This is a genomic window from Pseudanabaena sp. PCC 7367 (assembly GCF_000317065.1).
Lineage (GTDB): Bacteria > Cyanobacteriota > Cyanobacteriia > Pseudanabaenales > Pseudanabaenaceae > Thalassoporum > Thalassoporum mexicanum.
Genome location: NC_019701.1, coordinates 3,899,492 through 3,924,880, shown reverse-complemented (window position 1 = coordinate 3,924,880; position 25,389 = coordinate 3,899,492). Strand labels below are relative to the sequence as shown.

Genomic DNA, 25,389 nt, shown 5'->3' with positions numbered 1-25,389 from the left:
ATCTAGCGATGGTAGTCTTGCACATCTTAAGGATGCCAGCCTTAAAGCCCAAGCTTGGCTTAAATGGCCTTTGCCAAAAACTTACGCCCATACCAGAGCCAATCTAGTTCTTCTGACTACCAAAATCAACTGAATTCAACCACTATTCAACATGATATAGCTGGAAGCGCGCCCCAGGCTATCGCTGACCTTTTGGTCCAGAACTTCTTCAACCACATGGGCAATATTTTTAGGATTGAGATCGGGGCGATTGAGAATTAGTTTTAATTGATCGATCGCTTCAGATTGCTCTTGGTCAAATTTGTCATAGGGCAATGGCGTAGTAAATCGATGGGGTGAATCTACTATCACGGTGATTGCATGGTACAAAGTGCGATTGATGCTGCTAGCAAATTCGGCTTTAACTCTTTGGTGGAGCTGTTGTAGACCACGGCTACTGGTGGCATACATAGGTGGCAAGCGGTTCAAGGTAAAGGCGGTGACCTCGGCGGCATCAATCCGATCGCGGATTTCTGGGGCAAGGCGGCTAATTTGAAGCTCAGCCAGAGTTAGAACCAACCGTTCCAGCACATTACAATAGCCCAGATAGGCTCTAGACATATATAATTCAAACTCACAGTGGGCGATCGTAGCACTATTTTCATGCCCCAGGGTATTATCATCATCGGAATTCCCACCCAAAGAATTTGAGGCAATCAGGGCACGGCGCTCCCGCGATCGGCGCAAATATTCTTTAATGCTGGCAACATTACTGCGGCGATTGTGACTGAGGGCATTAAAACTTTCCATCGACACCGAACCAGCCTTGGAAATCGCCCAAGCCACTGACTCTGGCACTTTACTCCAGTGCATGTGGGGATCGCCCAGGATTTTTTGCAATTTGGCCAACGCTGTGGCGCTACCTACTAGTTCGGTTTCCGGTAAAGGATTAGGATCATGAAGCGGATCTCCTACCTGAACCGCAGAAATGGCACGGCGTACTGTTTCCGAAATCTGATAGCCGATCTCATTGCGAATCCGGGCTCTTAGCCTCAGGCAACCCTGCTGAGTAGTGGCATACATCGGTGGCAATCGATTCAGGGAGTAGGCAATTACTTCGCCTACATTCAGTTTGGGAATAGCTTCATGACGCAAGTGACTAACCCGTAACTTTGCTTCCCGAACCACCAGATCTTCTAAAACATTCCTAAAGCTTGCCATGTGCCCTAAATTTTATATTCCGAATATGGTTTATATCTGCCCAAATTTCGATCGAAATCTGATTTTGTTATGCGTCACGTCATTCCCAAGGGTAAGCAAATTGGAGTTAACTAACTCTGATCTGCAATCCCTGACTTGATTTCACTTTATAAGGTTTCCCTTTTCTAATCAGTAAGAAAGAGTGGGTTAATAGGTAGGTAGTGAGTGGGTGGATTTTGTGGGATTTGGTTTGGTTAAGCTAATAGAGATTCAAAAATCAACGAACTAATGACAATCCGAGCATATTGCCAACCAGAGCAAGCTAAGATTTGGCGATCGCAACACCAACATCAACAGCCCACCTTCGCCTGTGTGCTGGGTTTTACTGATACAGGCTTGTTGTCTGGCATCTCCGCCGCCGGTGCCACGCCAGAGGATCGCCAATTTACAGCGATCGCCGACGCTGAGTTCTTGAGCCTGGGACATAACCCCAATTTCCCGCTGCCGCCGCTCATGGCTGGAGCTTCGCCGGTTCTAATTGCCAGAGCCGTAATTGCCGGATTAGGGCTACCCCATCACCTGTTTAATGCGGGATTACGTCATGCACCAACCGTACCGACGATCGATTTAGGGGGACAGCCGGCTAACTGTTTAAGCAGTGGTGCAGCCTTGCCGATCGAGGTAGTGTGGCATTTATGGCAGCAGGGACTAGCCTGGGGCAAGAAACTGGGGCAACAGTTAGTTAACGAACCAGGCAAAATGGGTAGATATTTAATTGTGGGAGAATGTGTGGTTGGTGGCACTACAACAGCCCTGGCAGTGCTGACTGCTTTGGGGCTAGAAGCACAGGGCATGGTCAATAGTTCCCATCCCAATTGCAACCACGCTCAGAAATGGCAACTAGTAGAAGCGGGATTGGGGCAAGCTAATCGCCAGAAGTTATTGGCTGATCCGATCGCAATTGTGGCGGCGGTTGGCGATCCAATGCAAATTGTGGTGGCGGGAATGGCAATCGCGGCGAGTAATTTTGGGGGTGTAATGCTGGCTGGTGGCACTCAGATGTTGGCGATTTATGCCCTGATGCAGGCTTTAGCGCAAACATATCAATTAGCCTGGCAACCCACTCAGATTGTGGTGGGGACAACCCGCTGGGTGGCTGAAGACCCTACTGGCGATACGGTTGGTCTTGCCCAGGCAATTGGCGATGTGCCATTGTTGGCCACCCAACTTAGTTTTGCTGATTCTAAATATCCGCAACTGCGTGCCTATGAACAGGGTTTTGTGAAAGAAGGGGTGGGTGCGGGTGGGTTGGCGATCGCCGCTACGCTATATCAAAACTGGTCACAATCTGAACTATTGACTAGCATTGAAACTCAGCTAGCCAGCTTGCTCAGCAATCAGTCGAGTACATAGAATTTGCAAACGTTATTCTACCAATGATCGCCCATAGCTTAGAACTTGACGATAAGTAGAGTGTAAATCAGCGTTAGTTCAATGAAATTAGTTAAGCAAAACCAACTAACGCAAATAAATTATTTGCCTGCAAGTCATTCAATCTCTTTCAAAAAGCTAATGAATAATGAAAGCAATCACGATCGTAGAAATTACCACCAAAACCGGAAATAAAATGATGAATAAACCAAACAAGTTATATTCCGACCATGTATGGGTTGGCTTTCCCAGAAAAGATTGCTTCCGGTACATTGATTCTTTGGCTAGCTGGTAGGCGATCGCCACAACCACCAATGAAATAACTATTGCCCCAACTAAAGATAGGAATAATTCCATAGTTATATTTCAGCAGTGAATTAGGCATGTGGATATTCCGCTAGGAATCGAGCCGCAATAAGCCCTTCTAAGATCACATCAACTTGTCTAGGTCATAATCACTGGATCGAGTTTAGCGCTAGCGTAATTCCCCCCAAATCTTTATCTAGATCTAGATTGCACTACTTACCAACTAATCACAACTAATCAGATTTTTTTTCATAATCAGGAGCATAGGTCTTAAGCAGGGCGCTAATTTGAGTCAGCACGCCTTCTTTGTTCTTCTGCGCCAGGGTTGAGCGTTCGGGGAAGAATTCGGGTCGATCGAGATTCCGCTCGATCGCTTCTTTCACCTGCTGGGCAATTAGGGGATGTAAATCAGCCAGAGCCCGCTCCCGTTGATAGGCTGCGCCTTCTTCGGTGGTGGCATAGAGGGGCGGTAGGCGGTTCAGGGCATAGGCCGCAATATCGCCCAAATCCAAAACATTATTCGTGCTGGCCTCAATTTCGGCAACCCTGGCCACGGCCTCACTCAGCACCAACTCTTCCATCACGTTGATGAATTGCTTGCGCGGCACAGCGACTACTTCGCCAGTGAGCAAAGAACCCATCAGCCGATCGAGGGCCATGTATTCTTCTACCGATAGCTCTAGGGCACTATCACAAATACGCCCTACCTCCGCCTCCATGGCAGGAGTCAGATAACCATCTTGTAAGGCCTGTTCAACGATTAATTCTATACTTGTCTTTTTTTCCACAGCTAGATCTCTATGGCACCTCAATAGGGATAACTGTATACTCTGGCAATGCTACCTGGAACTTACCACCAGCGCTAGTTAAAATCACTAGTCTGGCTGGGCTGGCTGGGGCGATCGCTAAATCACTCCAGGGCAACGCTAGCTCAAGGCACTGATTAAACTCCATTCTCACCTGAGATGAGATATTTTTCCAGCCATTTTCCGTTGCTTCTTGCAACCATGCCGATCGCCCCGATGGATCAATTCCACAATGGTGGTGAAATAGATAGTTTAATGGGGGCACATCTGGCAAGTCTAGCAATTGAATAGAGTTATTGTAGTGTCTTTTGCCCGGATAAAACCAAAATAAATGCACAATTGGCAAAGGCAGGGGTAGTGGTTCCGCAAAATCTAAGCGTAAATAGAAATTAAAGTGATCGAAACCATACCATAATCTTTGCAATGCTTTAGTTTTGTGCATTGTACCGTGAGCAGCAATATCTAGGTAACCAGCATTTTGCCACTCTTGATCACTGGCAAACCCATCGATCGTGGGTTGAATGAAACTGCCAGGCTGCTGGCTGATCGAGGGTTTATGTGGCTCAAGTGGGTAGTAGAGGCTGGCTGGGGTGGGTTCATTGATCGCTCGGTAAAGGGATTGTAAATGTTCCCGAAAAAGTTGATCGAAAATATGGTCTTGATTAGAGCTATGCCCCTCACCAAACCACCAAAACCAATCCGATCCTTCGGCCGCCAGCAAACTATGCCAGGCTTCGGGATTATTTTGCCAGGTGGCTTCAGGATGTTGAGCCAGGGTGTCACGGGCTGCGCCGAGCAGCTCCCAGGCCCGGTTTTTGACTGGATCACCAATCCAGGTAGAGAAATTTGCCTCCACCCATGATCCGCTATGGAGTTGGTGGGGCGGGATCTTTTCGTCGGGCGGAAATCTAGCAATATATTCAGAGACGGTAACCAATTTAATCGCATCAAGCTGAGCCAAACGACTATAAAGTGCCTCTAAAAACTCAGTCCCATTTTGCTCATAGAACTCCCAGCAGTTTTCGCCATCCAGGGCGATCGTCACCAACCAGGGCTTGCGCTCGCTGCCGTTAGTGGGCTCCCGCTGTTGCTGTTCATGAATTGCCAACAATTGATCGCAAAAGTTTTTGCTCGCATCATCGGCAGACATTGAGCTATAGCTAAACCCGATCAGGTCAGACAAGCGCCGATCCCGAAACGTGATCGCCAGGTTGCCGTACAAAGTCTCCAATCGATAGGGGCGATAAAGCAGATCTGGGGCACTCACCAACCCCTGTTCATCACGCCGGAAATAATGTCCTAAGCTCCAGCCCAATACCCCTTCATCTGCACATAGCCATTTAAATTGATGCTTGGCTACCAGGGGTAAAATAGCTGGACTAACGCCATGTTCTGGTGTCCACAGGCCAGCAGGTTGAATCTGAAAATATTCGCCGTAAATTTCCTTTGCTTTATTTAAATGCAATTCCAGATCAAATTCATGGCGGAACCTAATCCCCGGTAATAGCATCTGAGGATCTGCAACCCTGGCGGACTTGGTGTCGGCGATCAAGGGCATGATCGGGTGGCCATAGGCACAGGTAATAGCTTCAATCTGGCCAGTGCCGTGCATTTTGGCATGTTGGGGCAGAATTTGACCCAAAATTGCCTTTTGCTTGGAATAGATCCGCTGCCGATCGCTCAGGCTAAAATCCCTACCCTTAGCAAACCAGGATTGGATCTCTGGATCATTATTTCTGGCCAGGGGCGAAAACCAGACCAGATTATGCCAGGTCAGCAAATCATCAAAATCTTGCTCATGCCAGTTGGCCAAACACCAGGTGCTACCATATTGCTGCCGCAGTTGCCATAGCTCTTGATAGCGTTGATAGGGCGCAATCATCCGACGATAATTAGCGTCAAAAAAACGCTCGATGATGAATAGACGTTGCGATCGAGATAATTGCTTGACTGGCGTTAGGGTGAGTTCTAAATATGGGTCAAATGCGCTCCCGTTGGCATAATCTTGGATCTGGCTGATCAAGGATGGCGATAGGTTAACATTCTGATGTAGTTGGGGGAATTTTGCCAACTGCAACATTAAGTCTAAGTAATCTTTAGTGCCATGCAGCCTTACCCAGGGCAGCCGATATTTCCCAGTCGCAAAGCTCTTGTAAAGTGGTTGATGCTGATGCCAGATAAAAGCGACATACAGTGGCAAGGAGGACATAGGAGCAAAATGCTAGATCAAAAAAAAGGATTAACAAATAAAACTGAGCTGAGCTTAGCAGGCGATCGGCTTAAAAATAAAACCCAAAATATGCTGGTGATGATGTCTAACCAAGTTGGCCACAGGTTGACGCAGCCTCATCGAGGTCTAGTTATGGGTGTGGCTTTAGCTAGCATTTTGCTGATTGGTTGTGCAAATCCAAAATCTAGTACAACTAAGCTTACTACTATGCCGCAGATCCAAACTAGTCAAAATGAGCAATCTGCGATCGCTGCCGCTGTTGAGGTCGATCGCCAAAAGGCTCAGTTTCTACCCATTACTGCCACCGCGACAATCGCCGACCAGGTAATTGAGCTAGAAGTAACTCGCACCCCCCAGCAACAGGCTTTAGGCTTGATGTTTAGGCCAGAGCTGCCCGCCGATCGCGGCATGTTATTTGATTTTCAACCCGCTAAACAGGTGGCCTTTTGGATGAAAAATGTGCCGGTCAATCTGGATATGATCTTTTTGCTCAATGATCAAGTAGTAGCGATCGAGCATTCCGTTCCCCCCTGCACCAGCGAGCCCTGTGCGATCTACCCTAGCACGCCAATTCTGGCCGATCGGGTAATTGAGCTGAGGACTGGCCGTGCCCAGGAGTTAGGCATAAAAGTGGGTGACCAGATCAAAGTTACGGCTTTGGACGCATCTGATTAGATTCATCGATAAATATCGACAAATGTGGACGCGATAATTAGTTAATTAGAGTTAATTAGTACCTATCGCTCTGTGACTATCCCGACTCATGTTTTACCGCTAATATAGTTTGTGATATCAATAATCCATATATCGACAGTTCGTTATTAGCGACCCATAAAAGCTATAAATAGTTAATTGAAGCAGAAAATAATATTTAGGTTGAGCCAATGCCAATGTTATCAATCGCAGCGGTAACAGAAGCCCCCAGCAAAGGAGTCCAGACAGCCGATCCCAAAACTGTCCGCAAGCCCTACCCCAACTACAAAGTAATTGTCCTCAACGACGACTTCAACACTTTTCAGCATGTGTCATCCTGCCTGCTTAAATATATTCCTGGTATGAGCGAGGCCAGAGCCTGGGAATTGACCAATCAGGTGCATTTTGAAGGATTGGCCGTGGTATGGGTTGGCCCCCAGGAACAGGCAGAGTTGTATTATGCGCAGCTAAAAAATGCTGGCTTAACGATGGCTCCACCTGAACCTGCCTAGCTTAGCTAGAAAGCGTCATAGAGCCTAAGAAGCCTTCGTCATGCTGTCTAAAATCCGCTGCACGATCTCAAACCCAGTCAACGCCTGCCAGGTAAGAATCCCCACCAGGGCAAAGTTGATCGATACATGGGTATATCTAGCCCAGGCATTGCCCTTTTGCATGAACGGCACCAGCGAGGCTGAGATCGCCACCAGGCTAATTAGACCCAGCCCAGCCAGCAAGTGAGGTCCTACGAATAATTTATTGTTATTCACATAGGTAACTGCCATGCCACCAACTGCACCCATCACCATCAATACCAAAAAGATAGAGCCGATTTGAAAGTGGCGATTGGCAAAATTACCTTCCAGCAATTTCTTCTTTTCATCGCCCTTAGCTAAACGCGTGCGCCAGGATTGAATCCCTAAATAGAGCGAATAAAATGCGATCAGCATGGTTGCTGTCATCAGCGCGGGATGGGCAAAGGTAAAAATAGGTTGAATACTGTCCGGAATCTGGATTGCCATAGTCATATCAGCGATTGCTTTAGGTTTTTTAGTGTTTCTCTTGTTATTACAAATATTAACCAAATATTAAGTTATTTGTATGAGTTTAAATCACTAATTCTGCTAAACCGAGATATTTAATCCCTGCTGGAGAAATCTCAAATCGACAGGGTAAGACCATTACACCGCGATCGATCGCCGCTCGAAACAGCTTGCCATACTCAGGATCAGCCTCATCACCTGGGGTAAAGCGATCGCAATCGTGGCGATTGATAAAGTAAATGAGGGCTGCTTTGGTAGCAAGATTAGGAAGTGACGATTTTGGTGATTGCTCTGGTTTAGTCGATTTAGTCTTACCCGACTTAGTGGATTTCCTGGCGCTAGTTGTTTTGGAAGCAGGGCGATCGCCACTAACTTCTTTTTGCTCAGGAGCCTCCTGCATTACCGCCATTAGCTCGCGCAGATGTTTTTGGCCTCTGGTGGTCACAGTGTCGGGGAAGAGTGCCAGATTGCCCTTTGCCCAGGTGGTATTTTTAATTTCTACATAGGTTTGGGCTACTTCACTGGTGAGCAAAAAATCGATCCGGCTGTTTTCCTGGCCATATTTCACTTCGCCCTTAAAACTGGTGTAGGGTTCGAGTGGTTCTAGCAAACGTTGCTCCAGCATTGCACCGATCACCTTGTTCGGTAGGCTGGTGTTGACTCCCACGATCGTTTGATCCACTTCGATCAACTCCCAGCTATATTTAAGCTTGCGCTTAGGGTTGTTGCTATGGGATACATAAACCGTTGCACCGGGCGTACAAATCCCAGTCATCGGGCCAGTGTTGGCGCAATGGGCAGTAACAATCTCGCCGTTTTCTAGTTCAATGTCGGCGAAAAATCGCTTGTAGCGCTTGACCAGTTTGCCAGTGGAAAGTTCTGGGAATGAATAAACTAGCATGGCTTTGTTGCATGAATCGAAGAAAGGGACAATACTCCTGCCAAGATTCTCCAATTTAGTCTTCAACCAGGTAAGAATCAGGCTTGCATAGCATCATTATACGATTAAGAGCCACGCACTGTAAAAACAGCTCCACCGCTTGATTATCAAAATTTCGTGAGCGTAACTTACCGCCAAAAATAGTCTTCAATCTAAACATAGTAGTCTCTGCCAGTGAGCGCCGATGATAGCCAGTCTCTCGTTTCCACTTGGCACGACCAACCTTACGGATGCGCCGTAAATTTTGGTCACGCGGATGCGGTGGTGCTTTACAATTGCCATGTTGCCAAATTTTGGCATTTTTGCGTGGTGGAATTACTGACTGGGCTTGTCTAGCAGAGATTGCATCATAACAGTCACGATGGTCATACGCACCATCCCCAGATACTTGCTTAATTTCATCCTCAATCTGATTAAGCAGTTCAGGTAGAATTTGGCCATCATGATATTGGTTGCTGGTAACCGCTGCCGCAAGAATTTCACCGCTTGACTCATCTACGCCCAGATGAATTTTACGCCAGGTGCGACGCTTACCTATGCCATGCTGACGCGTTTTCCACTCTCCCTCTCCGTAAACTTTCACGCCGGTGCTATCAACCACCACATGTCTCGCTGCCTGAGTCTTTTGATGGGGTAACTCGATCGCTAATTTGCCCATCCGTCTTGAAACTGTGCTGTGGTCTGGCACCGGTAAGTCTATGTTCATCAGGGTAAATAATGATTCGACCAAACCGGTGACTTGTCTGCCTGCCAATCCATATATGCTCTTGAGCATCGCAATCGTCGCAATCGCTTGGTCACTGTATCTGTTTGATGCGCCTCTGTTGCCGGATCGCTCTGGCTCTAGCCACATCTCTATTGCCTCCTTGCTAATCCAGAAAATTAGACTTCCTCTCTGTTTGAGGCTTTTGTTATACTCTTGCCAGTTGCGGACGCGGTATTGTGGGGGTTTTTTCATGGTAGTTAAAACGTACCATAACCTACCGCTCCGTTTCTTTTATGCAACAACGCCATTATTAGTAGTTAATTTTTGGTAGTTAAAAATTATGGAAGATTAACTTTTGCAGTTTAGCTACTGACCGCTTACCTGCCTAGATCCTGCTGGGTGAGTTATCAAGGGTGAGGCTCAAAATTTTGCTATTGCTTTTTAGGTGTGATATTTTGCCAAATTGATATCTTTATTAGTCATAAATTAGTTGCCAAGTAGTTGTACAGAGAGCCCGATCGCCTGATTAGTTCTTATCTGCTTATCAATCCTCACAAGAGCTAAGAAAGCTTCAAAAATAGTTGTAGAGTACAGTAGTAGCTTAATTACTGCTCATGTCAGACTTGCCCATCTCGATCGCCCAGCATTACCACAGCCGCACCAAGTACGACCCAGAAGGCTTGCGCAACAACAATCATCGCCTGAATTGGGGCGAGCAACCATCTACCTACAAGGAATACAAGCTGGGGCATGTTTATGATCTCAAGCCCCACCTGGTGCCAGATCAAAAAGCAGAAGGGCAAAGCCTGCTGGCGCAACGCTGGCATCGACTTTCTAAACTACTGTTTTGTAGCTATGGGCTGACGGCTAAGTTTTTGACCATGAATGGCGATCCGGTTTATTTGCGGGCGGCTCCGTCGGCAGGTGCACTCTATCCGGCTGAGGTATATTTGATCTCTGGCGGCACAGCATTACTACCGGCTGGGTTGTATAACTATCAGCCTAAAAACCATACGCTGGTGCACTTTTGGGCAGATACTGAAGTTTGGCAGAAATTAGAGGCAGCCTGTTTTCAGCATCCAACTCTGGCACAAACCAAAATTGCGATCGCCACTACGGCAGTATTTTTTCGATCGGCCTGGCGATATCAAGCCCGTGCCTATCGGCGCATATATTTAGATACGGGGCACCTGTTGGGCAACATTGAGCTAGCAGCAGCGATCTTTGGTTATCGGCCCTATCTGGTGGGTGGGTTTAATGACGATGTGGTTAATGAGTTGCTCTATTTAGACGGGGCAGAAGAAGGCGCAACGGCGATCATTCCCCTGCTCGACCTGCAAGAGAATGAATTTATATGTCGGGGCATTGAGGCCAGGGGGCGCAATTTAGATCCCAACAGCCAGGGATATGCCGCGATCGCCACCTCTCCTACTACAGCGATCGCCTCCGCCACCCATACCAACTTTCCCGATCTGAGCGAATCAGAACTGCTGAGCTATTTCCATCAGGCCACCAAGTTAGATGCTCCGGCCATTGGCAGCAAGGCCACAGAAATAGAACCAGCACCAGAATCCACCTCTGGTAACCCTGAACCAAACTTGAGCGATCGCAGTAAGCAAGTGCTGAGCAACGAGTCGGAACCGGAGGCACAAAGTAAAGCTGGGCAATCGACTGCCAATTCTTACCCGCTCGACGATCGGTATAACTTTCCGTTTTGCACCAAAATTGCGATCGCCACTGACCAGAGAGTTGATTGGGTAGATGAAGTTGGCGACTTAACTTCCCTCGAAGATTGCATTATTTCGCGGCGATCGACCAGAGCCTTTCGCGGTGAAGCGATCGAGTTGGCACAATTAAAGTTGCTGCTGGATTTTACTTACCAAAGCCAGAATTATGTTGAACAGGGGCTGGACGGCGAACCGGATTATTTTGATCTGAGCCTAATTCAAACCTTTGTGGCGGCTTCGGCAGTAAATGGCCTGGAGGATGGTTGTTATTATTACGCAACCGGATCGCAAGAGCTACGCCAGATCCGGTTCAAGAATTTCCGGCAGGAGTTGCATTTTCTTTGTTTGGGGCAGGACTTGGGGCGGGATGCAGCGGTGGTGATGTTTCATGCCGCTGACCTGGGGCAAGCAATCGCAAAATATGGCGATCGTGCCTATCGCTATTTACACCTGGATGCGGGGCATTTGGGGCAAAAACTAAACCTGGCCGCGCTCAAGCTGGGACTGGGTGTCAGTGGGATTGGTGGCTTCTTTGATGATCATGTGAATGAGGTGTTGGGTATTTCGGCCGAAGCGGCGGTTTTATATGTGACTACGATCGGTATACCGCGTTAATGGTGGGGGATTAAAATTGACCAATGGCACTGGAAACCCCTGATTCTTCAGCAACAGAACCCTCATCGAGCGAGCCCCAACCACCAGAGCAACTCCACCAGATTAAAGCCCATCTGGATCTGGTGATTTTAGCGCTGGAAGCCTTGACCGGAATTGGCTCGGAGGCGATCTTGCAAGCGGCTCAGGATTTACAGCTTCAGGAAGTGCTAGGCGATCGGATCACGCTGTGGCGCTGGCGGCAGGCCAATCCGTTGCGCAAGGGCAAAGGTGGCCGCAAAAAGCTGGATGTGGATGAAGCCAGGGCGATGGCCTTGATTAGCTCCCACCTGGCTGCCCAAAAACAGACCGAAATCCGCAATGCGATCGGCCAATTGGAATCTTGTTCGGCGCAAAATCGTCTACCTTATCAAGCACCAATTTTAGGCGATTATCTCGATGCGTTTAATAATCTCTATGGCGATCGAATGAATATTGACCAGTCGCAAATTGTCAACTCGGTGTTAGAAAAGCTAGCATTGAAATTACTAATCGATCTTTTGTTCTACAGTGCCCCCACCGGATCGCGTCGTCTGTGGGTAGCCCTCTTGGAACGCAGCCGCAGCCATGAATAGTCAGCAATCCCGCGCCACCACCCATCTGCAACGCTATCAGCAACCAACCTGCCTGTTGGAGGTGTGGACTAATTATGCGGCAATGTCGCAATGGAGCGATCGACCGATCGCCAGTAATTTACGCTTTAGATTGCAAGTTGGTAATCGCACCGTAAAGGGAAATCAGCAACAATTGGCAACCACGATCGAAACTGTAGTTAATTACGTCGATCGATCGCTGGCCAATGACTCTGGTTATACGCTCAACCATAATTTGGTGCTGCCCAAGCTCAAGCAATTAAACCTCTCAACGTTGCAATTATTTGATCTGGTGGCCAATTTGGAGCAATGCACCAATGAGCTAACCCTTTTACCCAGCTTGGATTTGGAACTAAAGCGGGTTACCCCCAACTGGCTCAAGGTGGCGGCGGTATTGGTAGCGGCGATCGGGGTTTCGTTGGGCACAGTGCGATTGATTACGCCCCAATTTTCGCCCCAGTTGGCACGCCAGGATGAAACTACGGTGGCAACGTCTGCGCCGGAATCTAATCCAGATAGGTCAAATGATTTGGATAATTCAGACGCGATCGCTCCTGCTGCACCTGAAACTACTGCTAAGGAGTCAACTCCCCTACCCTCTGATCCTGATGATCAACCAGCGGAAACTGATGCGGCGGCTGAGTTACCAGTAACTGCTGACGAACCGACAGCCAAGTCAAGCCTTGAAAATGAGTTGAATCTAGATCCTGTCGAGCCAGAAGCGATCGAATCGGAGTTAGATCAACTTGCCAGTTTGCCAGAGCTACCAGAAGCTCAATCACCTCAGAGTTCTGCTAGACAAGATGCAGCGACCGTACCGGCCGATCAGCCAACTGATTTGCAACGGAATGAGACTAGCTTAGATGATGCGCCGATCGATAATTCTGGCGCTAACCGCAATATTAAACCCAACGCCAGCCCCAGAGCAGCTAGAAAACGTACTAATTCCCCAGCTAGTCCGCCAGCTAAGATCGCGGGTCAAGACCGTCAGGATCGCAATAATCCTGCTTTACCCCAACCCACTGCACCACCTTATCCAAGCGCTAGTACGCCCCTCCCATCTGTTACAACGCCTGGAGATAGTTCTAGCTCTAATAATAATGAATCTAAAGATGAAGCAGTGACAGGGATAGCACCATCTGAACAACTAGAATCTCGTCAACGCAACCAGGAGATTCAGCCAGGTCGATTATCCCAACGATCGGAACCAGCCACGATCGGCCGCAGCAACACTAATGATCTCGATGGTGATGTATCGGCTACTGAATCGTTTGGCGATCATAATAGAGGCGCAAATATCCAGATAGTTACGATCGCTCTGAATGGTCAAAGCATTAGTAATACTGAACAAACCAGGTTAGCCAATTCATTACAACAACATTTGCGATCGCAAAATTTATATAACTCTGATGATTTTGCTGATTATGGCAATTTAAATCGATCGGGCACCGCCACTTTTGTCATTACGCTCCAACCAGGCCAGCCCAATCAGGTTAGATTAGATCGCAGTGCTTCCAGTCTTGTTGGTGATTCAAATGATCTAGCTAATCCAATTGAGCGATCGCTTAGTACCTGGAACCCACCGATCGAGGCGATTGTGGGGTTTAGTAATAGTTCAAAATCTGTCCAGATCAAACTCACTTTGCAAATCAATTAGCAAGCTGAATCCAGAATAAATAGCTAACTAAGCTTTAACCTTCTGGGCTTCATCATACAAATTAAGCAGCCATACCTCGGCTTCCGGCGGAATCGTGGTGAAGTGAATATAAATCGTGCGATCGCCATTGTGCGGTTCAGTTGGGCGATCGAGCACCTTCGCATAAAAGCCAGTGTCGGCCTGGGGTTGATCCACTCCTAGCGGCGGCAGCAGCCGAATATTAGTCATTGGTGTAAGTTCTTCATCGGTAATAATCTCCGCCCCATTGGGAGACAACCGCATTACCCTGCCCTCAAATACATCATTACCCAGATGTTTATCCTGCAAAACCTTATACTCAACAATCACATCCTTAGCGATCGGCAACAATTCAAATTCACTGCCAGCAAGTTGCAAATCATACTTACTCACCCCGCTCACGTCATAGATGGTGATCGGCTCGGTGACCCCCTTCGGCTCCACCTGCAGCGAGCCAGAAATCTCACAGCTATCTACCGCTTTGTAAGTGGGTTCTGAAATCAAGATCTGACCACCCACCGTATAGGATTCAATTCGAGCCGTAAGGTTAACATTGCTACCCACAATGCCATACTTGGCGCGGGTAGTAGAACCAATGTTACCAACCACCACTACACCAGTATTCAGGCCGATTCCCATTTCAATTTTGGGCAGCCCCAGCGCAGTAATACGTTGATTGACCTCGGTCATTTTTAACTGCATTTCCACCGCACAGGCAACCGCCCGCTCGGCATCATTTTCCCCCAAGATCGGCGCGCCAAAAATAGCCAGGATCGCATCGCCAATAAACTCATCGATCGTGCCGCGATATTTAACGATCACCTCGGCCATCGTGCCCAGAAAGATATTCAAAATCTGAACCACCTGTTCTGGATCGAGCCGTTCCGAAATTGAGGAAAATCCGCGTAGGTCACACATCATCACCGTCACTTCGCGGCGCTGCCCGCCCAGCTTGAGCCCTTCCGGGGTTTCCAGCAAGCTTGCCACCACATCATCGGATAAATAGCGACCAAATTGAGTCCGAATTTCCGCCGCACTCTGGGCAATATAACCGACAATCAAAGCCACGGAAACAGTGGTCGCAATTAGCGGTGGCACCACCGGAATCCACCAGCCAGCCAGAAAAGCACCATAGCTCAGACCGATCAACAAGCCCACCAGGCCAAGGGTAGAAATCGTTTGGATAAACAAATAGATAAAATTAACCCGCGATTGGGTCTCTTTGCCTTTGCCACCCGCATGTCGCCACTTCCAGCTAATTATGCTGCCGGCGATCGCCCAGCCCAGAATCCAGAGCCACTCGATCGGTTCTGACCAGACCCGAATCCCCATTCGGCCATCGGCCACATAGCTAAGAAAATAGCTCACCATATGGGCGTGGATTTCTACCCCAGAGGTTTCGCCAAAGTCACCCCAAATGCTGCGATCGAGGGGGGTAATAAAATAATCTTTCTCGCTTGCCGCCGTCACCCCAATCAGTACAACCCGATTGCGCATTAGTTCTGGATCGATTTTTTGATCCAACACATCAAACATCGACACGATCGTAAAGCTGGGATCGCTGCGCCGGTAATCCAGCAAAAACTGCTTACCGCTGTTATCCGCCACCGCATAACCACCAAAATTACTGCTGAAGGGCATAATTGCATCCAGCGTATCCACATAGGGAATCTGATTGGCTTCAAAATACAACGCGGCCAAGTACAGGCTAAAACTAACCTCACTGTCGCCCTGGTCATTAACCTGAATTGCCACCAGACCACGTCGCACTGTGCCATCACTATCTTGTACCAGGTTCACTGGGGCGGCCTGTTCCAATTCTGCTAATACTGGTGGCGGGGCGATCGCTTCATTCCCCAGGATGGCTTCTCCTGGCGCAACCCCATAGGAAGTCTTGCCACCCCCAACCAGATTAGGCGTGGACTTAAATACTTCGATCAAGCGATCGTGCCCCGGTTGCATTGGCCGATCGCGCACCACATCCAGGCCGATCGCTGCTGGTTCCTGGGCTCGAACTAACTCCAGCAACTTGGCTAATTCACGATCGCTAGCAGGCCATTGCTCCAGCCGATTAATATCAGTTTCGTCGATGCCCACCACCACAATGCGATCGTCGGTGGACTCGGTTGGTCGCCAGCGCAAAAACTGATCAAGCGCTCCCCATTCCAGCGGCTGCAATGCACCAATCAGCCGTAACAAAATTATGATTGTTGCCGCACTAGGCCCAGCGACCAAAACGCCGCGCCATTCCCACAACCACCCTTTTAAGCTTGACCACATGAGGCAATCTTAGTAAATTATTGCTGGACTATTCATCAGCCACATCATATTCAGTCTTTGGTTGCTCGGCGATCTTCACCAATGACACACCGTCATACTCGATCGAATTGAGTAGGCCAGTCCACTCGGTGGTATAGATAGCACTAGCGCTATCCGCAAAATGCAAATTAGCCAGGGTAGCAACTGCATCATACCAAACGCCTGCTTGGGCTAGGGTAGCGGCTTTTTCCAGGCTATCGGCCACGGAATTTAACTGACTCAGTTCAGCAGTGGGCTCAATCCGGCGGATATAACCTTCTAACTTTTGGCCAGGGGGAACATCCAGCGCACTGATCGAAATCCACCAGCGATAATTTTTATCTAGCTCCAGTTCTGGTGCATCTTCCGGTAGCTGAAAGCTAATGATGCCAGACTTGGGATTATCCACCCAAAATGCTTTGTAATAAACAGATTCTTCACCATCTGCAGTCTCTTCAAACATCTTAAACACAATTCTGGCTTCTTCGCTCTGGGGCAAATGGAACAGAATTGTGGGTCGATCGGCGATCGTTAGGGGCACATGATCGAGCGATCGCGCATCCGCTGGAACCACCGCCAGCAGGCAACTCGCAATTCCACTTTTAACACATTCTAGATCTCTAGTGATGCCGCCAGATGTGCTGCGTGGTGCACCAATATTTTTGGGCGGCTGGTAGCGAATTTTCTGGGCTTGGGCAACTGAGAATAGTGATGCAGTGCTCAAATTCACTAGCGAAACCGCAAGGGTGGCTAATGCTAGTTTAAATCCTGGGTGCTTTAGAAAAGCCATAGTACAAACATCCTCTGCTCAATGTTTTTATCTGAAAATCTGAAAGCCGGAAAACCTGAAAATCTGGCAATCTAATAATCCTGAAATTTGATTTTAAGATCCAGTCTTAATTAGGGTTGATCATTAAATAAGGCTACTGGAGTTAGATCTAGGCCAACCAGGTAATTGTTTACTGGCTACCTCAAGCTGATTTAACCTCAAAATAGCTAAAAGATCTAACAGACATATGATAACTAATATCAAAAGCTGTGCGCTGTGATCCTGAACCAGGGTAGCCCTTGTTTTTAGACACTTACACCGATCAAGTAAAACCTTGTCTCCGTTAAGGCTTTTGCAAGCATTATATGACTAAGACCTGATTTGAGCTAAATAGGTTCCAATTTAAAATTATAAAAATTATCTAACTCAGCTAATGATCTGCTCAATTAACCAACCAAACCCCAACCCCAGACAACTAATACTGGTGAGAATGCCAAAGCTTCTGGTTCTGCTTAGATCGGTGCGTTCCATTTGTCGCTTAAACCAAAATAAGACCGCAAACCAAAACGCAGCTAGCACAAAACTAAGGGCAAATAGGGCGATCCCACCGGTCAGGATGTTAGCAACTTGCTGAAGGCGATCGCCACCTTTGACAATGAGCACATCAATGAGCAAGGGTGAGGCAATTACCCAGGCAGTGATTAGCGTAATTGGCACTGCTAGTAAAAATGCCGTATGCATAGCGATCGACAAAGTCGCAGCAACGCCAGTAGCCCCAAACCAATAGACAGGGGGAGAATTGATCGCGGCTAGTCCCCAGCCATATAGGGCATACCAAAGAAACACTGCTAATGGTGTTAACCAGGGTAGTTTCCTAACTGCAACACCCAGGGTAATATCATCGCTTTTGGTTTGTTTTTTATTTAAGTTAGCTTTGGCTGGGTCGTTATTCATATGGAATTTATGATGGCGCAGAAAGATCTCGGTTACTTATATTACACGCTGCTATGAGGCTGCCACAGTTCATGGTCTCACAATTAAATAATTAAATCTTTTCCTATACGTTGGTTGTGGACGCTTGGATTTAATGCAAAGCTGAGCAGTTATTGCAGAAAGTGAAAAGCACTACGAATTAGTTTGCAAATTAGTTAGGGAACCATAACTTTGATCGCCTTGGGCAGCAAGTAAAATTTCGCCGGGGTATGGGTTAACAGCTCGCCATCGGTATTAATTGGTAAAGGGCGCTTAGTTCTAATTTCTACGCTTTGGCCACGATCGTAATGTACATTGGGCAGGGTTAAATGCCGTCCTAGCCACAATGCCGGCAGCATATTGGCGATCTCCCACCAGTGGTTTACTTCCAGGCTATATACATCTAGGCTCTGGTCATCGATCGCGGCATCTACTGCCACTGTCATACCGCCGCCATAGAAGCGACCATTTCCTACTGCTATCTGAATAGTGCGACTGTGGGTGGATTTACCATCGATCTGAATCTCAGCTCTGAAGGTTCTCAACTCACCTAGGGATTGCAGAGCCGCGATCGCATAGGCAATTGCGCCCCAGCGCTTTTTGGCAATGTTGGTCAGTCTGCGGGTAATATCTACGCTTAGCCCAATGCTAGCCACATTCAGAAAATAATGCCCATTCACACAACCTAGATCAATTTGCTTTACCTTCCCCGTTTGTACTAATTGGCAGGCCGCCGGTAATGCATTGGGGATCTCAAGAGTGCGAGCTAGATCGTTAGCAGTGCCCAAAGGCAGGATCACCAGGGGGATTTGGGTATCCACTAAACCTGCTAAAGCTGCATTGAGCGTGCCATCACCGCCACCAATCACCACAAAGTCAATCTGGGCGGCATAGTTACAAATAACTGCCGAAATCTGGGTTGGGTTCTCAGTTAACTCTAGTATTGTGGTCAATCCCAGTTGCTCAAATTGAGCGGCGATCGCCTCTGGCGAAACCTGTCCATTCTTTGCATGGGGATTGAGTAAGAGTAGAGCAGTGGCAGGGTTTGACATATTAATTTGGAACTAACTTGAAGCGCGATCACTGCTTGGGGCGACGCTGCGCAAATACCCAATAGCCCTATTACTATTTAGGTTGCGACGTTTCTATAGAGCGTTAGTGTAAATTCTAGCTCAGGTAAAGTTAACTCCAGGTGAACTACCATAAACGCAACATGCCCCCACAAAAGGCAATATCACATTGTTAAGGATATGACTAATCTGGTGGAGTTTTAAAAGAGTGAATCTATTGACTCTAATTGATTTGCAATGTGCAAAGCCTAGCGAAGATTTAGCGAAGATTTAGCGAAGATTTGTAGTTATGTTTTGCCAGCATCTGGATCAGCGTTAGCAGGTTTGATGTTATAGAAGATGTTATAGAAAAGGTGCCGGGTTACCCCATTCATCTTTAAACACAAAATCAGCCAGGGGCAAGCGTGATTGTTTGGTTCTTGCTTCTACCTCTTTGGCACGCAAATCTTCAGGTAGGTTACTTGGATCGCCAGGATAGCCGATCGCTATCATTGCCATTGGTTGCACATGGTCAGGTAGCTTGAAAGTCTCGATCGCCTTTTCCGCGTCGAATCCCGCCATTTGATGTACAAATAGCCCCATACTCAGAGCCTGCAAAGTCAGGGTGGCGGCAGCAGCACCAGTGTCATAGAGGGCAACTGAATTGGGCTGATCATTGTGGCGGAATGTTTTGCGGGCGATCGCTAACATCAACACCGGCGCAACATGAGCCCAGGCGCGATTGCCAGGCACCAAACAATCCAGCATATTGCGATAGGCAAGAGTATCAGCTTGTCTAGCCACCATAAAATTCCAGGGTTGATCATTAAATGAAGAGGCCGACCACCTTGCTGCCTCTAATAATGACAAAATCTTTTCATCTTCAACGTGTTGCCCTGAAAAAGCTCGTGGGCTCCAGCGTCTGGCAATTAACTGATCTAGTTGGTGATCGGCTGGGGCAGGTTTTTCCATAATTATTTAGGTATGCTTGATGGTGCTATTCTGGCTTCAATATCCACCATAACGTGATTTGTCTGAAAAAGGATTAATTCAAGCTTATGCTATTGCTAGGCAAAGATTCCAAGTTTCCTCAACCCCCTTAACAGCATGATAGTCATGCTAATTAGTGGAGGTTAGTGGAGGAAAAACTAGATAGCGGTTGCACAACAATAATTTCACTGAATCCTGACAATTACAATGCGATCGTGGCATAATCTTTATGCTTTCCTTACTACCCAAGCAAGATTGTATCCTGACTATAACCATGCCTGAAAGCCCTGTACTAATGGGATTCCAGGATTAAATAGTTATTTGAGCAATCATGTAGAGTCTGGTAGCTCTCTATATCAGAAAAATGGTTAGTTAACTTAACTAAATTAACAGGTTGAAACAAAAAGATTAAATAATTCCGCGATTGTTAGTGCTCCTTATAATGCCCGCTTAACATGATTGTAATTATTTAAGTGGTGTAATTGCTATGGAATACCTGCAACATCAGATTAATGAGCTTTCAGAGCAGGTAAGGGACATTCGCAAAAAGCTAGAAGTCTTGCCTAATGAGCTGGTGGAAGCTTCGATGCATCATCCTGCTGATGCACAGAATAATTATGTTGGCAATCAAAATAAGTTGCCAGAGCATAAAGATATTCTGGTCGATCGTGAACATGAAACCTGGTCTAGTCATTTGAATGCTGAAAGTGGCTTGTCCTGTGAATGGCAAATTCGCCGACTTACTGCTCAATTGACTACTGCTTATAACCGCATTGCTGCGCTCGAAGAAGAATTGCTAAGTCGTCGGATCAGTCCGCGTCAACAGCGACAATTTTAGGGGCAAATATCCTAGATGTCATGCATGTCTGTCATGGTTTAGGTCACATAGCCTTTATAGGACAATGCTCTTAATCAATTAATTAGCTTGCATTCAGTGGGTATATCTCAGGAAATTTTCCTTGACTAGCTCAGATCGTAGATTTAAGCGATCGATATCCTCGTTCAAGTTCAGCAAGTCCAGCTAAATTTGAGTCGGTGTTTGCCTCTAGCTTTGCTTTTTAATTAAATAAAGCCAGGCAGTTGAGCAAGTCTAAACATCAATCAAGAAATGCTTGCTTAGCGCATTGGTTGCACGTCCTTAACCGAGAAACCATGCTTGTCTAGCTCTTTCTTCAGGGCGATCGCGTTTTGGACATGGTCTACAAACATCACCCCATTGAGGTGATCAATTTCATGTTGAATGACGCGGGCAAGCAAGCCATCGACCTCTAAACGTTGGGGCTTACCTTCAGGGTCTTTAAACGCCACTGTAATCGAAGCTGGCCGCTTTACATCCATGAATACCTGCGGCACACTCAAACAACCTTCCTGGCCAAGTTCTATTTGATTACCAAAGGCCTTAATTTCTGGATTAATCAACACCAGTGGTTCTGCATCTTCTTTGTCTGGTTCGCAGTCCACCACAATAATTTGCTTATTAATTCCAACTTGAGGAGCGGCTAGGCCAATTCCATCCTCGCTATACATGGTTTGCAGCATCTTGATCGCAATATCACGAATTTCGGTATTAACCTTGCTAACTCGCTTAGCTGGCTGTCGCAGTACGCGATCGCCTAGTTTGTGAACCTGGAGGGGTGGGTTTTTTAGCTTTTGCTTGGAAACTTGAAGGACAGTGCTTGTCATGGCTTTTTATTTAATCTAACTGCTGCTTATATTGTGGCACATGTACCAATTGGCTATATGTTAAGCCTTTTCTGAGTTAGCCGCAATGCAGATATCTCTACAGTTTCAATAGATATCTATTGAGTTTATCCAGTCGGGATTACTTCCTGCTTAATTCTTACTTAATCTTGATCCCACTTAATCCTTATCTAGGCTGAACCAGCCCGTAAAGCTCTTACAGTTGACATGAGTTTTAAAAATCCTCGCAAACCCTAACTTCTCATTCATGGCGATCGCTTACTGTTAAATCTGCTAAGTCTCTATCGATATTGAACTGCCAATAAGCAATAGCTATTTATTCATAAGAAAGGCTGCGATCACCACCGTAAATACACATATACAGTCTGGATGTCTAGCACCAATTATGTCTAGCCAGGACAATTTAAAAGCGAGTAAAAATAAATTTAATGTACTATTAATCCAATTAACCTCCTGTTAATGTTCAATGGTAAATCAGGTCTATGCTGATCAGTCAGACATAGCCATAGCAATTAAACGAGCCTATTGTTTTGTTGCCAGGTTGAGGATGTTGAGGGTAAGTAGGGAGCAAAAAGAAATTGGATAGTCGATCTAAAAGGATGCGATCGCCACAAACAAGTGAATATCAAGAGCCTGAATCGCCAAGTTTGCAATCATTACCTCGATCAAGAACAAAATCTGAATCTGGCTCCCTTCTAAACCGAATCGCCCGTAATTTTGCGGCGTTGGTTAATCTGGTAGGTCGCTGGCAGTTGATTGCCTGTGTGGCGATCGCCTTGGCTTTAACCCAGCTTTCACTCTTGATCCTGCAAAATCCATTGTTACCCGCAGAGCTGGAATTTATGCAATGGTTTCAGCAAGCCATCCCCCCGGCGATCGGTAACATCTGGGGGAAAATATTTTTTGCCTGTGATGCTGAAGTTTCCGCTACCGTAGTAGTGATTAGTATTCTGGTTTTGAGCTGGCGCAAGCTGTGGCATGAAGCATTTTTTATTGCGATCGCCGCCGCCGGAGCGATCGGTATGAATGATTTGCTATTCAAACCCTTCTTTGCCAGAGAGCGCCCCCCTTTATTTGATGACCCCACCATTTCTGGCTATGCCTTTCCCAGTGGTCATGCCTTTGGCAACCTGATGCTTTATTTCTTCCTGGCCTATTTGCTTTCGGCACACTTTCCCAAACTAACCAATTATTTCTACGGCGCGGCAATTGTGTTTATTGCTTCGATGGGTTTGGGCAGTATGTATCTGGGGGTGCATTGGCTCACTGACGTGATCGCTGGTTATGGCGTGGGGTTTATCTGGCTGACGATTTGCTTGACCCTGTTGAAGCTGTCGAAACGAAAATTTCCTTCGCCCCGCTTGCCCTGGCAAAACTGAAGGCGATCGTAACTTTGTGGCAATTAATCAACTTGCCGATCGATGTTTAAAGCAAAGTTAATGCTCAGCAAAAGCTCTATATTCAAAATTCAAATATTTCAGTATTATCACCCTAGGATTAATAGCTTGAGCGCAGATCTATTATTGATTACAGGTCTAATTAGCCCCTTGCTTAGCATGTGTATTAATTAGTATTACTAAAATTGGAGCTGTAGATTAGGCCAGCCCCTTTTCTGGGAAAGCTATGATTGCTTAACATGATTAAGCTGTATTTCATCCTTTGAGGTGATTAAATTAAATTATGTGCCAGTTAGGTTGTCAGATATAAGCTGGCATAGTGAATATTAATTTATAAAAGTGTTATCGGCTGGCGAGCGATCAAAGGCTGTTGGCTTGAGTGACGGATTCTGATTAAAACAATTTGTTCAGTTGCTTTAGGGCTGACTTGGTTAGATTGATGCTTAGTCGAGATTGTGGTAGGCACAAATCTTAAACGTATCAATGACTATTTATTTTTTATTTTTATTTTGAATTCCTACGAGTCTTGCTTTAACTAGTCATTAACATTATTTAATTTAGATTGCTCCAGTATCAGCTATCAGCTATCCGATATCCGAGAAAAATAGGCATGGTCTCCAGCAATGAAACAAATAATCAAGAATCTGCATTAGTAGCACAAACATTGCAAGAAGGTTGGTTATTGAAACAGCAGGATCTAAATAGAGCGATCGCTGTGTTAGAAGAAGGCCTAAGAGCCGCAATGGCAAGTGAAGACCTGTTGCTAGGGGTGATCGCTGATTTGGAACTGGCTCTGGCCCTGATTGAAAGTGGTATCAATGAGCAGCTCCAAGAAGCAAAATCACTTTTGATTGTGGCTGGCAAGAAGTTGAAGGATTGTTCAACATGCTATCAACAAAAAGCCTATTTGCTCTATTGTCAGGGGCGATGGAATTTACAACAGGCTAAATTCGAGGATGGGGTTAAGTTCTTAAATTTGGCGCAAAAATCACCGCAGCTAAAACCAGGGCTGGATGTCTTGGTGAACTGTGCTTTGGCCAATTACCGCGCCAACAAAGGAGAATTTGAACAGGCGCTGCCGTTATTAGAGCAATTGCTCGATCGCTTACCGGAAGAGGATGATCTCGATCGCGCCTTGATTCTGAAGCAGTTAGGCCTGCTTTATCTATTGCTCGATGACCATGAGCACGCGGCTGCATATTTGGAGCAATGTTTAGATCTGGCGCTGCATATTGAGCATAAATATTTGCGGATTGAGGCGATGGCGGGGCTGAGTCATGTGGCGATCGCTCAGGCTGAGTATGAGACGGCGGGGATGTTGATCCAAGAGCGATTGCAAATTATTGACAAACCCGGCGATCTTTCCTGGGCTGCCTATGCCTATGTTGATTTGGCTGAGGCAATGCTGGGGGCGGGTGAAATCAATGATGCCCATGAATGTATTAAGGCTGAGGTAATCCCCAGGTTTGATCAGCTACAAGATCAACGGGGCATAGCGAAAACTAAACGGGTGTTGGGGCTAATTTGGCTACACAAAATCATGGATGGGTTGGTGAGCCTGAATGAAGAAACGATCGAGATCGCCGAAGATTATCTCCTAGAGGCATCGATGCTGTTTGAGCAACATCAAATGTTAAAGCATTATGCAGTGACCCTGGCGGATATGGCGCGGCTGTATAATATTTCGGCCAATACTCAGTATCAGTTCCAGTTTCAAGGTAAGTCGTTGCGATCGCTGGAAATGGCAATGGCTACGCTGGATCAGTTTGAAATCCGACCACCAATTCTGGATGCCCAGATCGAGGAGTTGTTCAGCGTAATATAGATCTAGGTCGTTATGATTTGCTGATCGGGAAAAATATGTCTACGATCGACTTGGTGGTTGAGCAGTTAAGAGATCTACCAGAACCTTTGCAAAAACAGGTTCTTGATTATGCACGTTTGCTAGCAGATCAAAAGGGCAAGAGCACTTCTGGGCAAAATTTACTCCCATTGGTTGGCTCGATCCCTGATGATGATTTGCAATTGATGAAAGAGGCGATTGAACAGGATTGCGAACGGATCGATTTTAATAAATGGTAGTTTTTTGCGATCGCATAGTTTAGATGAAAAGTCGCCGTCAATATTGCCCCCTTTACGATCGAGCCAAACACTTTTCTAATCAGGATGATCACCAATTCAGCGATCGCTATTTTGACTTAATAATATCTTTCTCTGCCAAGAGTCTAATTTTTGG

General features: G+C 46.7%; 23 protein-coding genes. 10 read left to right on the top strand and 13 right to left on the bottom strand.

Annotated elements, in window-relative coordinates; all coding sequences use genetic code 11:
- Positions 1–135: 135 nt before the first annotated feature.
- Entirely contained in the window at positions 136–1,200 is a 1,065-nt protein-coding gene (locus PSE7367_RS15735) for a late competence development ComFB family protein (RefSeq protein WP_015166345.1), read from the bottom strand.
- A 267-nt stretch (positions 1,201–1,467) separates the two neighbouring features.
- Here PSE7367_RS15735 and cobT point away from each other — a divergent pair, with 267 nt between their 5' ends.
- Entirely contained in the window at positions 1,468–2,592 is a 1,125-nt protein-coding gene (gene cobT, locus PSE7367_RS15730; protein ID WP_015166344.1) for a nicotinate mononucleotide-dependent phosphoribosyltransferase CobT, read from the top strand.
- 156 nt (positions 2,593–2,748) lie between these two features.
- On the opposite strand, the gene PSE7367_RS15725 is transcribed toward cobT, so the two are convergent.
- From PSE7367_RS15725 to PSE7367_RS15715, 3 genes are all read right to left on the bottom strand, one after another.
- Positions 2,749–2,967 carry a hypothetical protein gene (locus PSE7367_RS15725; RefSeq protein ID WP_015166343.1) on the bottom strand — a complete coding sequence of 73 codons (219 nt, stop codon included), beginning with the start codon at positions 2,965–2,967 and terminating at the stop codon, positions 2,749–2,751.
- Between the two features lie 182 nt (positions 2,968–3,149).
- Entirely contained in the window at positions 3,150–3,704 is a 555-nt protein-coding gene (locus PSE7367_RS15720) for a late competence development ComFB family protein (protein WP_015166342.1), read from the bottom strand.
- Positions 3,705–3,714: 10 nt separating this feature from the next.
- Complete coding sequence (locus PSE7367_RS15715) at positions 3,715–5,931, bottom strand: glycoside hydrolase (protein WP_015166341.1); 2,217 nt, start codon at positions 5,929–5,931, stop codon at positions 3,715–3,717.
- Positions 5,932–5,940: 9 nt separating this feature from the next.
- On the opposite strand from PSE7367_RS15715, the gene PSE7367_RS15710 reads away from it, so the two are divergent.
- On the top strand, positions 5,941–6,627 hold the full coding sequence (locus PSE7367_RS15710; RefSeq protein ID WP_015166340.1) for a DUF192 domain-containing protein: 687 nt from the start codon (positions 5,941–5,943) through the stop codon (positions 6,625–6,627).
- Positions 6,628–6,836: 209 nt separating this feature from the next.
- Positions 6,837–7,157 carry an ATP-dependent Clp protease adapter ClpS gene (gene clpS / locus PSE7367_RS15705; protein ID WP_015166339.1) on the top strand — a complete coding sequence of 107 codons (321 nt, stop codon included), beginning with the start codon at positions 6,837–6,839 and terminating at the stop codon, positions 7,155–7,157.
- A 24-nt stretch (positions 7,158–7,181) separates the two neighbouring features.
- On the opposite strand, the gene PSE7367_RS15700 is transcribed toward clpS, so the two are convergent.
- The 3 genes from PSE7367_RS15700 to PSE7367_RS15690 all read right to left on the bottom strand — a co-directional run bounded on the left by PSE7367_RS15700 (position 7,182) and on the right by PSE7367_RS15690 (position 9,583).
- Complete coding sequence (locus PSE7367_RS15700; RefSeq protein ID WP_041698544.1) at positions 7,182–7,664, bottom strand: DUF4079 domain-containing protein; 483 nt, start codon at positions 7,662–7,664, stop codon at positions 7,182–7,184.
- Between the two features lie 85 nt (positions 7,665–7,749).
- Positions 7,750–8,586, bottom strand: a complete 837-nt coding sequence (gene sfsA, locus PSE7367_RS22775; protein ID WP_015166337.1) for a DNA/RNA nuclease SfsA — start codon at positions 8,584–8,586, stop codon at positions 7,750–7,752.
- Positions 8,587–8,641: 55 nt separating this feature from the next.
- Positions 8,642–9,583: an IS5 family transposase gene (locus PSE7367_RS15690; protein ID WP_015166336.1), complete on the bottom strand. Its 942-nt coding sequence runs from the start codon at positions 9,581–9,583 to the stop codon at positions 8,642–8,644.
- A 362-nt stretch (positions 9,584–9,945) separates the two neighbouring features.
- Here PSE7367_RS15690 and PSE7367_RS15685 point away from each other — a divergent pair, with 362 nt between their 5' ends.
- From PSE7367_RS15685 to PSE7367_RS15675, 3 genes are read left to right on the top strand one after another with little or no spacing between them, the layout of a single operon-like run.
- The gene (locus PSE7367_RS15685) at positions 9,946–11,673 is read left to right on the top strand and encodes a SagB/ThcOx family dehydrogenase (RefSeq protein ID WP_015166335.1); all 1,728 of its coding nucleotides are present in this window, start codon (positions 9,946–9,948) and stop codon (positions 11,671–11,673) included.
- A gap of 23 nt (positions 11,674–11,696) precedes the next feature.
- A complete protein-coding gene (locus tag PSE7367_RS15680; RefSeq protein WP_015166334.1) occupies positions 11,697–12,284 on the top strand; it encodes a DUF3038 domain-containing protein in 588 nt (195 codons plus the stop codon).
- Positions 12,277–13,959 carry a DUF4335 domain-containing protein gene (locus tag PSE7367_RS15675; RefSeq protein ID WP_015166333.1) on the top strand — a complete coding sequence of 561 codons (1,683 nt, stop codon included), beginning with the start codon at positions 12,277–12,279 and terminating at the stop codon, positions 13,957–13,959. Before PSE7367_RS15680 ends, PSE7367_RS15675 begins: the two co-directional genes overlap by 8 nt.
- Positions 13,960–13,986: 27 nt before the next feature.
- Here PSE7367_RS15675 and PSE7367_RS15670 read toward each other — a convergent pair whose 3' ends face one another.
- The 5 genes from PSE7367_RS15670 to PSE7367_RS15650 all read right to left on the bottom strand — a co-directional run bounded on the left by PSE7367_RS15670 (position 13,987) and on the right by PSE7367_RS15650 (position 20,037).
- Positions 13,987–16,257 carry a CHASE2 domain-containing protein gene (locus PSE7367_RS15670; protein ID WP_015166332.1) on the bottom strand — a complete coding sequence of 757 codons (2,271 nt, stop codon included), beginning with the start codon at positions 16,255–16,257 and terminating at the stop codon, positions 13,987–13,989.
- A gap of 28 nt (positions 16,258–16,285) precedes the next feature.
- Positions 16,286–17,065, bottom strand: a complete 780-nt coding sequence (locus PSE7367_RS15665) for a DUF928 domain-containing protein (RefSeq protein WP_015166331.1) — start codon at positions 17,063–17,065, stop codon at positions 16,286–16,288.
- A gap of 405 nt (positions 17,066–17,470) precedes the next feature.
- Positions 17,471–17,998 carry a hypothetical protein gene (locus PSE7367_RS15660; protein WP_015166330.1) on the bottom strand — a complete coding sequence of 176 codons (528 nt, stop codon included), beginning with the start codon at positions 17,996–17,998 and terminating at the stop codon, positions 17,471–17,473.
- Between the two features lie 194 nt (positions 17,999–18,192).
- Entirely contained in the window at positions 18,193–19,068 is an 876-nt protein-coding gene (locus PSE7367_RS15655; RefSeq protein WP_015166329.1) for a lipid kinase, read from the bottom strand.
- A 360-nt stretch (positions 19,069–19,428) separates the two neighbouring features.
- Positions 19,429–20,037, bottom strand: a complete 609-nt coding sequence (locus PSE7367_RS15650) for a nitroreductase family protein (RefSeq protein ID WP_015166328.1) — start codon at positions 20,035–20,037, stop codon at positions 19,429–19,431.
- A 505-nt stretch (positions 20,038–20,542) separates the two neighbouring features.
- Between PSE7367_RS15650 and PSE7367_RS15645 the strand changes: the two genes are divergently transcribed.
- Positions 20,543–20,893: a hypothetical protein gene (locus PSE7367_RS15645; protein ID WP_015166327.1), complete on the top strand. Its 351-nt coding sequence runs from the start codon at positions 20,543–20,545 to the stop codon at positions 20,891–20,893.
- A 278-nt stretch (positions 20,894–21,171) separates the two neighbouring features.
- Here PSE7367_RS15645 and def read toward each other — a convergent pair whose 3' ends face one another.
- On the bottom strand, positions 21,172–21,738 hold the full coding sequence (gene def / locus PSE7367_RS15640; RefSeq protein ID WP_015166326.1) for a peptide deformylase: 567 nt from the start codon (positions 21,736–21,738) through the stop codon (positions 21,172–21,174).
- A gap of 596 nt (positions 21,739–22,334) precedes the next feature.
- Between def and PSE7367_RS15635 the strand changes: the two genes are divergently transcribed.
- The 3 genes from PSE7367_RS15635 to PSE7367_RS15625 all read left to right on the top strand — a co-directional run bounded on the left by PSE7367_RS15635 (position 22,335) and on the right by PSE7367_RS15625 (position 25,235).
- Entirely contained in the window at positions 22,335–23,135 is an 801-nt protein-coding gene (locus PSE7367_RS15635) for a phosphatase PAP2 family protein (protein ID WP_156800416.1), read from the top strand.
- A gap of 628 nt (positions 23,136–23,763) precedes the next feature.
- Complete coding sequence (locus PSE7367_RS15630) at positions 23,764–24,978, top strand: tetratricopeptide repeat protein (RefSeq protein ID WP_015166324.1); 1,215 nt, start codon at positions 23,764–23,766, stop codon at positions 24,976–24,978.
- A 35-nt stretch (positions 24,979–25,013) separates the two neighbouring features.
- Positions 25,014–25,235 (top strand): hypothetical protein, encoded by a 222-nt coding sequence (locus tag PSE7367_RS15625; RefSeq protein WP_015166323.1) that lies wholly within the window; start codon positions 25,014–25,016, stop codon positions 25,233–25,235.
- The last annotated feature ends 154 nt before the right edge of the window (positions 25,236–25,389 follow it).